This is a genomic window from Streptomyces sp. NPDC001816, from assembly GCF_042892235.1.
Lineage (GTDB): Bacteria > Actinomycetota > Actinomycetes > Streptomycetales > Streptomycetaceae > Streptomyces.
This window is the reverse complement of sequence record NZ_JBIATY010000014.1, coordinates 268,224-277,139: the sequence shown is the minus strand read 5'-3', so window position 1 is coordinate 277,139 and position 8,916 is coordinate 268,224. Positions and strand designations below refer to the sequence as shown.

9 protein-coding genes and 1 rRNA gene are annotated in these 8,916 nt (G+C 67.9%); all 10 read left to right on the top strand.

Translation table 11 applies throughout. The annotated features are described in order from the left end of the window. A 5S ribosomal RNA gene (gene rrf / locus ACFYZZ_RS38155) occupies positions 1 to 95 on the top strand; the annotation flags it as partial. Between the two features lie 109 nt (positions 96 to 204). After that, positions 205 to 813 (top strand): CDP-alcohol phosphatidyltransferase family protein, encoded by a 609-nt coding sequence (locus ACFYZZ_RS38150; protein WP_389186422.1) that lies wholly within the window; start codon positions 205 to 207, stop codon positions 811 to 813. A gap of 113 nt (positions 814 to 926) precedes the next feature. Then, entirely contained in the window at positions 927 to 3,422 is a 2,496-nt protein-coding gene (locus tag ACFYZZ_RS38145) for a sugar phosphate nucleotidyltransferase (protein WP_389186419.1), read from the top strand. A gap of 119 nt (positions 3,423 to 3,541) precedes the next feature. Further along, entirely contained in the window at positions 3,542 to 4,471 is a 930-nt protein-coding gene (locus tag ACFYZZ_RS38140) for a DUF881 domain-containing protein (RefSeq protein ID WP_389186416.1), read from the top strand. After that, positions 4,468 to 4,800 (top strand): small basic family protein, encoded by a 333-nt coding sequence (locus ACFYZZ_RS38135; protein ID WP_003988855.1) that lies wholly within the window; start codon positions 4,468 to 4,470, stop codon positions 4,798 to 4,800. Before ACFYZZ_RS38140 ends, ACFYZZ_RS38135 begins: the two co-directional genes overlap by 4 nt. A gap of 5 nt (positions 4,801 to 4,805) precedes the next feature. Next, the gene (locus ACFYZZ_RS38130; RefSeq protein WP_389186413.1) at positions 4,806 to 5,642 is read left to right on the top strand and encodes a DUF881 domain-containing protein; all 837 of its coding nucleotides are present in this window, start codon (positions 4,806 to 4,808) and stop codon (positions 5,640 to 5,642) included. Between the two features lie 190 nt (positions 5,643 to 5,832). Further along, entirely contained in the window at positions 5,833 to 6,663 is an 831-nt protein-coding gene (locus tag ACFYZZ_RS38125; protein WP_389186410.1) for an FHA domain-containing protein, read from the top strand. A gap of 38 nt (positions 6,664 to 6,701) precedes the next feature. Further along, positions 6,702 to 7,439, top strand: a complete 738-nt coding sequence (locus tag ACFYZZ_RS38120) for a MerR family transcriptional regulator (protein ID WP_389186407.1) — start codon at positions 6,702 to 6,704, stop codon at positions 7,437 to 7,439. Between the two features lie 83 nt (positions 7,440 to 7,522). Beyond that, on the top strand, positions 7,523 to 7,996 hold the full coding sequence (locus tag ACFYZZ_RS38115; RefSeq protein ID WP_026253112.1) for a bifunctional nuclease family protein: 474 nt from the start codon (positions 7,523 to 7,525) through the stop codon (positions 7,994 to 7,996). Positions 7,997 to 8,201: 205 nt separating this feature from the next. Next, positions 8,202 to 8,879: a MerR family transcriptional regulator gene (locus tag ACFYZZ_RS38110; protein ID WP_389186404.1), complete on the top strand. Its 678-nt coding sequence runs from the start codon at positions 8,202 to 8,204 to the stop codon at positions 8,877 to 8,879. Positions 8,880 to 8,916: the final 37 nt, after the last annotated feature.

The following is an 8,916-nucleotide window of genomic DNA, read 5'->3' as shown; positions in this document are numbered from 1 at the left end:
AAACGCCCGGTTACATTCCGAACCCGGAAGCTAAGCCTCACAGCGCCGATGGTACTGCAGGGGGGACCCTGTGGGAGAGTAGGACGCCGCCGAACTCCTTTTGAAGCTCCGGCTCTTGGGCACACAGCCCAGGGGCCGGAGCTTTTTTGCGTTGAGGTAAGGTCAGGGGGCATCGTTGGCTCTTTTCGCACAGGAGGCCCCCGGGTGGAGGTCCAGGAGACCCGTGTCCAGACTGACCGGGTCCTCACCATCCCCAACATCCTCAGCATGGCGCGGCTCGTCGGCGTACCCCTCTTCCTCTGGCTGATCCTCAGGCCGGAGTTCGGGGGTCCCAACAGCGATGGCTGGGCCCTCCTGGTGCTGGCCTTCAGCGGGATCAGTGACTATCTCGACGGCAAGCTCGCCCGGCGCTGGAATCAGATCAGCAGCCTCGGCCGGCTCCTCGATCCGGCTGCCGACCGGCTGTACGTACTTTCCACTCTGGTGGGGCTCACCTGGCGGGAGATCCTGCCGCTCTGGCTGACCGGCCTCCTGCTCGTGAGAGAGCTGGTTCTGCTGGTGATGGTGGGCATCCTCCGGCGGCACGGCTATCCGCCGCCGCAGGTGAACTTCCTCGGGAAGGCAGCCACGTTCAACCTGATGTATGCCTTCCCGCTCCTGCTCCTCAGTGACGGAAACGGATGGATCGCGTCACTCGCTGCTGTTTTCGGATGGGCGTTCGCAGGATGGGGTACAACGCTCTATTGGTGGGCAGGAGTGCTCTACGTGGTACAAGTCCGCCGCCTGGTCCGCGCGGACGCCACGGCCGATTGAGCTCGTTGATTGTCCAGACATACTGGCCCGATGGCCCGCTGCGGAAAACTGCGGGACAATCTGGACGGGTGAAGTCGGCTAGACCGTCGTCTCTCTAGGAGGACGCTTCCGACATGAAGGCCGTCGTGATGGCCGGTGGCGAAGGCACTCGCCTTCGCCCTATGACCTCCAGCATGCCCAAGCCGCTCCTGCCTGTGGCGAACCGTCCGATCATGGAGCACGTGCTACGGCTGCTCAAAAGGCATGGGCTCAACGAGACCGTTGTCACCGTTCAGTTCCTGGCATCGCTCGTCAAGAACTACTTCGGCGACGGCGAGGAGCTCGGAATGGAGCTCACATATGCCAATGAGGAGAAGCCACTCGGTACCGCCGGAAGCGTCAAGAACGCCGAAGAGGCGTTGAAGGACGATGCTTTCCTCGTCATCTCCGGCGATGCTCTGACGGACTTCGATCTCACCGATCTGATCAATTTCCACAAGGAGAAGGGTGCGCTGGTCACGGTCTGTCTGACCCGGGTGCCCAATCCGCTGGAGTTCGGTATCACCATCGTCGACGAGGAAGGCAAGGTCGAGCGTTTCCTCGAGAAGCCGACCTGGGGGCAGGTCTTCTCCGACACGGTGAACACGGGCATCTACGTGATGGAGCCCGAGGTGTTCGACTACGTCGAGCCCGATGTGCCCGTCGACTGGTCCGGCGATGTCTTCCCGCAGCTGATGAAGGAAGGCAAGCCGATCTACGGCTATGTCGCCGAGGGCTACTGGGAGGACGTCGGAACGCACGAGAGCTACGTCAAGGCCCAGGCCGACGTCCTCGAGGGCAAGGTCAACGTCGACATCGACGGATTCGAGATATCGCCCGGCGTCTGGGTGGCGGAGGGCGCCGAGGTGCACCCCGATGCCGTGCTCCGCGGGCCGCTCTACATCGGCGACTACGCCAAGGTGGAGGCCGGCGCCGAAATCCGCGAGCACACCGTCGTCGGCTCCAATGTCGTCGTCAAGAGCGGTGCCTTCCTGCACCGGGCCGTGGTGCACGACAACGTGTACGTCGGTCAGCACAGCAATCTGCGTGGCTGTGTCGTCGGCAAGAACACCGACATCATGCGGGCGGCCCGGATCGAGGACGGCGCGGTCATCGGTGACGAGTGCCTGATCGGTGAGGAATCGATCGTCCAGGGCAATGTGCGGGTCTACCCGTTCAAGACCATCGAGGCGGGCGCCTTCGTCAACACCTCGGTGATCTGGGAGTCGAGGGGGCAGGCGCAACTCTTCGGTGCCCGCGGTGTGTCCGGAATCCTGAACGTGGAGATCACACCGGAGCTGGCCGTACGGCTGGCGGGTGCTTATGCGACCACGTTGAAGAAGGGTTCCACGGTCACCACGGCCCGTGACCACTCCCGAGGCGCCCGTGCCCTCAAGCGGGCGGTGATCTCCGCGCTCCAGGCCAGCGCCATCGACGTACGGGACCTGGAGAACGTGCCGCTTCCCGTGGCCCGGCAGCAGACCGCGCGGGGCAGTGCCGGCGGCATCATGATCCGGACCTCGCCGGGTGTGCCGGACTCCGTCGACATCATGTTCTTCGACGGGCAGGGCGCGGATCTGTCGCAGGGCGGGCAGCGCAAGCTCGACCGGGTGTTCGCGCGACAGGAGTACCGCCGGGCGTTCCCCGGTGAGATCGGTGACCTGTACTTCCCGTCGAGCGTCTTCGACTCCTACACCGGTTCGCTGCTGCGCAACGTGGACACAACCGGGATCGCGGAATCGGGCCTGAAGGTGGTCGTGGACGCCTCCAACGGCAGCGCCGGCCTGGTCCTGCCCAGCCTGCTCGGCAAGCTCGGTGTGGACTCGCTGACCATCAACCCGGGTCTCGACGAGTCCAGGCCCACGGAGACCGGCGACATGCGCCGGAGCGGGCTGGTGCGCCTCGGTGAGATCGTGGCGTCCTCCGGGGCCGCGTTCGGTGTCCGGTTCGACCCCGTCGGCGAGCGGCTGTCGCTCGTGGACGAGAAGGGCCGGATCATCGAGGACGACCGGGCGCTGCTCGTGATGCTGGACCTGGTGGCCGCGGAGCGGCGCAGCGGACGTGTGGCGCTGCCGGTGACCACGACCCGCATCGCCGAGCAGGTGGCCGCCTACCACGGCACGCAGGTCGAGTGGACGACCACCTCTCCCGACGACCTCACGCGCGTGGGAGGCGAAGAGGGCACGATCTTCGGCGGTGACGGCAAGGGCGGGTTCATCGTCCCCGAGTTCAGCAGCGTCTACGACGGCACGGCTGCCTTCGTACGGCTGATCGGGCTGGTGGCGCGCACGCAGCTCACGCTGAGCCAGATCGACGCGCGGATTCCGCGGGCGCACGTCCTCAAGCGGGACCTCGCGACCCCGTGGGCCGTCAAGGGTCTGGTGATGCGGCGTGTCGTCGAGGCGGCCGGTGATCGCTTTGTCGACACGACGGACGGTGTGCGGGTCGTGGAGACCGACGGACGCTGGGTGATGGTGCTGCCCGACCCCGCCGAGGCCGTCACCCATCTGTGGGCCGAGGGCCCCGACGACGCCTCGGCACAGGCCCTGCTGGACGAGTGGTCCGCCGTGGTGGACAGCGCCGGGCGGTAAACGGGCAGCTCCGGGCGGCAAAAGCCACAGCACACGCGCGTGCCGGACAAGTGTCCCCAAGGGGGCCTGTCCGGCACGCCGGTGGGGCCATTCGGAGGTACTGCGCGCGACATGCGACGATGTGCGGCATGCCGCAGCAACCCCCCGTTCGGAGCAGCCCCCCGCAGCCGCGGCGTCCGGACGCTTCCATGTCGTTGATCACCAACGTCATGGACCACAGCCTCGACGACGGGTACGCCGAGGCCGCCGCCCGGAAGAGGTCCCAGGGCATCGAAGGCGGGCTGCCGAAGACCCTCAGGGCGAAGCTGGGCCTGGCGGCCGGGCTGGTGCTCGCGGCGCTGGTCGTGACCGTCGGAGCGGCCCAGGCGCGCGTGGCGGCGCCCGTGGTGGCCAAGGAGCGCCAGGAGCTGATCGACCGCATCGACCGCGAGACCGCGGCCGCGGACAGCCTGGAAGGCGATGTCGACAAGCTGCGCGACGACGTCGGCGCGCGCCAGCGGGCGGCGCTGAAGCAGAGCGGCGGCGATTCCGGGGCGGACCTGGCGGGCATCCTGTCGGGCGCCACCGCGGTGCACGGCCCCGGGGTGAAGCTCGTGGTCGACGACGCCAAGGAGGCCAGCACCGGCGGCGACGGCACCAATCCGCGCGAGACCTCCGGATTCTCCGACACCGGGCGGCTGCGCGACCGGGACATGCAGCGGGTGGTCAACGGGCTGTGGGCCTCGGGGGCCGAAGCCGTCTCGATCAACGGACAGCGGCTGACGGCCCTGTCCGCGATCAGGGCCGCGGGTGACGCGATACTGGTCGACAACAGGCCGCTGGTGCCGCCGTACACGGTGCTGGCGGTGGGGAACGGGGAGCAGCTGAGCACCGGGTTCCAGAACGGCGCGGACGGGCTGTATCTGCATGCCCTGGAGCAGAACTTCGGCATCCGCGCCACCATCTCCACGCAGGGTGACGTCCGGTTGCCCGCAGCACCGAGTGTGATCGTACGCACAGCACAGCCAAACTCCGAGAAGACTGCGAAGACTGAGAAGGGCACATCGTGATCGCCGTACTGGGCCTCGTCGTGGGAGTCGTGGCCGGCCTGTTGGTCCGGCCTGAGGTTCCGGCGGTCGTCGAGCCTTATCTGCCGATCGCCGTCGTGGCGGCGCTGGACGCCGTGTTCGGTGGTCTGCGGGCCATGCTGGACGGCATCTTCGACGACAAGGTCTTCGTGGTGTCGTTCCTGTCGAACGTGGTCGTGGCCGCGCTGATCGTGTTCCTGGGGGACAAGTTGGGCGTGGGCGCCCAGCTGTCCACGGGTGTCGTGGTCGTTCTCGGTATCCGGATCTTCTCGAACGCCGCGGCGATCCGACGGCACGTCTTCCGGGCGTGAGACAGATGAGCAACCAGGAAGAGCAGCCGGAGAACAGGCTGCGCAAGGAACTGCCCGACGAGGTGCCGGCCCCTGCGGCCGAGCCCGAGCAGGCGCCCGCCGAGAGCGCCGAGCCGCAGCTCACCGGGCGCCAGCGGCTGGTCAAGGGGCTGTGGCCGCCGCGGGTCACCCGGGCCCAACTCATCGTCGCGCTGCTGCTGTTCGGCCTCGGTTTCGGCCTGGCGGTGCAGGTGGCGTCGAACAGCGACAGCGACAGCGCGCTGCGCGGCGCCCGTCAGGAAGATCTTGTTCGCATTCTTGATGAACTGGATGACCGTACTCAGCGTCTTGAGGACGAGAAGCAGGGACTCGAGAAGCAGCGCCAGGAGCTGCAGAGCAGTTCCGACCAGGCCACGGAGGCGCGCCGGCAGACCGCCGAGAAGGAGAGACAACTCGGCATCCTGGCGGGCACCGTGGCTGCGCAGGGTCCCGGCATCACCATGACGATCGAGGACACGAAGGGGACGGTCAAGGCGGACATGCTGCTCGATGCGATCCAGGAGTTGCGCGCGGCCGGCGCTGAGGCGATCCAGGTCAATGGAGTACGGGTGGTCGCGAGCAGCTACTTCACCGACTCCGACAAGACTGTGAGTGTCGACGGGAACAAGATCAATGCTCCCTATCGTTTCAAGGTCATCGGCAAGCCGCAGGATCTCGAGCCGGCGCTGAACATTCCTGGAGGCGTGGTGCAGACGCTGGAGAAGGAGCAGGCCACGGCGACCGTCGAGCGGTCGAACAAGATCGTCGTGGACGCCTTGCGACAGGCGAAGCAGCCTGACTACGCTCGGTCGTCCTCCCAGTGAACCGGTGGTGCATGGGGGACGTCCGGCAGGGGCATGAGGTTGCGGGGGGTCGGCGCACCGAAGAGGTGGTGCGTGGTGGAAACTGTCTGGCGGATACGGACGTTGTGAGGGTGTCCGGGTCGGCCGGTGTAGGCAATCAGGGTTCGTCCTGCCCCACGGGCGGGTCTGTTTCGGTCAAGGGGAATCGCCCGTGAAGTTGTTTGCGAAGTTGTTCGGCAAGAGCGCGCGAGCGGGTAGCGACAACGCGACCGCTCGTCATCGCGCACAGCCTGACGCAGAGGGCCAGCGCCCACTGTTCCGTGACCAGGTCGCTGGTCCGGGCGGTGACATTTCCGGAGGTCAGGGCGCGGCGTCTGTTGACCCTGCCCAGTCCGGCGGCATAGGTTTCGGGCAACCGTCAACCTCAAGTGCGGGTGGAGGGTTTGCCTCCGACCCGTATGCGTCCAACGCCCCCGCGGGGCTGCCGCGGCAGGAGGATCCGTCCATGTCGGTCCTGGTCTGTACGAGGTGCGGTAACCGCAACGCGGAGAACGCGCGCTTCTGTTCCAACTGCGGTGCGCCGCTGCGGCCCGGTGTGGCGCCGGAGCGCGCGTCCGAGACCACGTCCACGATCTCCATCTCCGGTCTCGAGGCCTACGACGCCGAGGCGACCGGTCAGACGGCCATGCCGATGCTCTCGCCCGAGGCGCAGGCCGCGGTCGACGCGCTGCCGATGGGCTCGGCGCTGCTGGTGGTGCGCCGGGGCCCGAACTCGGGCAGCCGCTTCCTGCTGGACAGCGACCTGACCACGGCCGGCCGTCACCCGCAGAGCGACATCTTCCTGGACGACGTGACGGTCTCCCGACGGCACGTGGAGTTCCGGCGCTCCCCGGACGGCTCGTTCACGGTGGCCGACGTGGGCAGTCTGAACGGCACGTACGTCAACCGCGAGCGGATCGACCAGGTCGCTCTGTCGAACGGTGACGAGGTGCAGATCGGCAAGTACCGGCTGGTCTTCTACGCGAGCCGGCAGGGCATCTGACCCCCCGGACTCCGTCCGGGGGACCCCAGGGAAGGTCCATGCTTCAAACACCGAGCGGCGGTGCCCGAAGCGGTACCGCCGCCGCGGGCAGTGGGCTGATGAGTATCGGCGCGGTGCTGAACGCGCTGCGTGACGAGTTTCCCGAGGTCACCATCTCCAAGATCCGCTTCCTGGAGGCGGAGGGCCTCGTCGAGCCGCAGCGGACCCCTTCGGGGTACCGGAAGTTCAGTGCCGCTGACGTCGAGCGCCTCGCTCATGTCCTGAGGATGCAGCGGGACCACTATCTGCCGCTCAAAGTGATCCGCGAGCACCTGGACGCCATGGAGCGCGGCGAGGCCGTCCAGTTGCCCCTGGTGGGGCGCCAGCGCACCGGTGAGGACGTACTGGAGCCGCTCGAACGGCCCACGGTCGCCCGGATCGGGCGGGCCGCGCTGCTGGCGGCCGCCGACATCGCCGAGGGCGACCTCGAGGAGTGGGAGTCGTACGGGCTCATCGCACCCCTGGAGGACGGGGCGTACGACTCCGAGGCCGTCACCGTCGCCTCGCTGGTCGCCGAGCTGGGCCGGTTCGGGATCGAGCCGCGCCACCTTCGGGTGATGAAGGCCGCCGCCGACCGCGAGGCGGGGCTCGTGGACCAGGTGGTGGCCCCTCTCAAGCGCCACCGCAACCCGCAGACCAGGGCGCATGCCGAGGCCCGGGCGAAGGAGCTGGCGGCGCTCACGGTGAAGCTGCACGCCGCGTTGGTGCAGATCGCTCTGGGCGTCCGGCTGCCCTGAGCGGCGAGGTTCCGGGGGCCGGATCGGGCACCTGTTCCCGGCCCGACTACCCAAACGTCCCGGGCACGGCCTAGGGTTGCTGTGTGAACGAGCTCGATGTCGTAGGTGTCCGGGTGGAAATGCCCTCCAACCAACCGATCGTGCTCCTGCGCGAAGTGGGGGGCGACCGTTACCTCCCCATCTGGATCGGGCCGGGGGAGGCGACGGCGATCGCCTTCGCCCAACAGGGCATGGCCCCCGCGCGACCGCTGACCCACGACCTGTTCAAGGACGTGCTGGAGGCCGTCGGCCAGGAGCTGACCGAAGTACGCATCACGGATCTGCGTGAGGGCGTCTTCTACGCGGAGCTGGTCTTCGCCAGCGGGGTCGAGGTGAGCGCCCGTCCTTCGGACGCCATAGCGCTCGCACTGCGCACCGGAACGCCGATCTACGGCAGTGACACGGTGCTGGACGACGCGGGCATCGCGATCCCGGACGAGCAGGAGGACGAGGTGGAGAAGTTCCGCGAGTTCCTCGACCAGATCTCGCCCGAGGACTTCGGCACCAGCAGCCAGTGAGGCAGGGGTGCGGTGGCAATTGCCGCCGGCCATTGAGAGCGTCCTACGGCTCCCGGCCGGAGCATTCGGCTAGCCTTTCCCCGCGGTGGGGCACGGGAAACCACTCCTAGGGTGATTATCACTCGGCGTGCCGAGTGTGGCGATCGTTGACGCACCCCTGGTGACTGCCTACCGTCGAGAAGGCAGGTCAAGGACGGAGGTCGGCGTGAGAGCCAGCGGCGACGGTACGGCTGGGGGTGCCCCCGGACGACTCGGGGAGAGCGGTCCGTACCCTCCCCCGAGTTCTCAGCTGCGTTCGGACCGGGGGTACCCCCAGCCCAGCGCGGTCGACCACGCCTCACGGCGACCGACGGTGGTGCCCGACGGCGGAGGGGCGGCGTCCATGGCGTCCGAAGAGATCGGCTATCGCGGGCCCACCGCCTGCGCGGCCGCCGGAATCACCTATCGGCAGCTCGACTACTGGGCCCGCACCGGCCTCGTCGAGCCGAGTGTGCGGGCCGCGTACGGCTCGGGTACGCAGCGTCTGTACAGCTTCCGGGACGTCGTCGTCCTGAAGATCGTCAAGCGATTCCTGGACACCGGTGTCTCGCTGCAGAACATCCGTACGGCCGTCCAGCACCTCCGGGAACGCGGTTTCCGCGATCTGGAGCGCATGACGCTCATGAGCGACGGCGCCACGGTCTACGAGTGCACCTCGCCCGACGAGGTCCACGCCCTGCTCCAGGGCGGTCAGGGCATCTTCGGCATCGCCGTCGGCGTGGTCTGGCGGGACGTGGAAAGCGCGCTCTCCCAGCTGCACGGCGAGCGCATCGACACCGGGGAGACCCTGGTCGGGCACAACCCGGCGGACGAGCTGGCGAGGCGCCGCAACCGGGCGGTCTGACAGCGGCCCCTCGGGGCCCGCGTTGTCAGTGGCGTGG

Bases quoted from the DNA above. Each gene is read 5' to 3' on its own strand.
- ACFYZZ_RS38130 (WP_389186413.1), top strand. From the start codon at position 4,806: ATGAGCAACCAGGAAGAGCAGCCGGAGAACAGGCTGCGCAAGGAACTG.
- ACFYZZ_RS38120 (WP_389186407.1), top strand. From the start codon at position 6,702: ATGCTTCAAACACCGAGCGGCGGTGCCCGAAGCGGTACCGCCGCCGCG.
- ACFYZZ_RS38140 (WP_389186416.1), top strand. From the start codon at position 3,542: ATGTGCGGCATGCCGCAGCAACCCCCCGTTCGGAGCAGCCCCCCGCAG.
- ACFYZZ_RS38145 (WP_389186419.1), top strand. From the start codon at position 927: ATGAAGGCCGTCGTGATGGCCGGTGGCGAAGGCACTCGCCTTCGCCCT.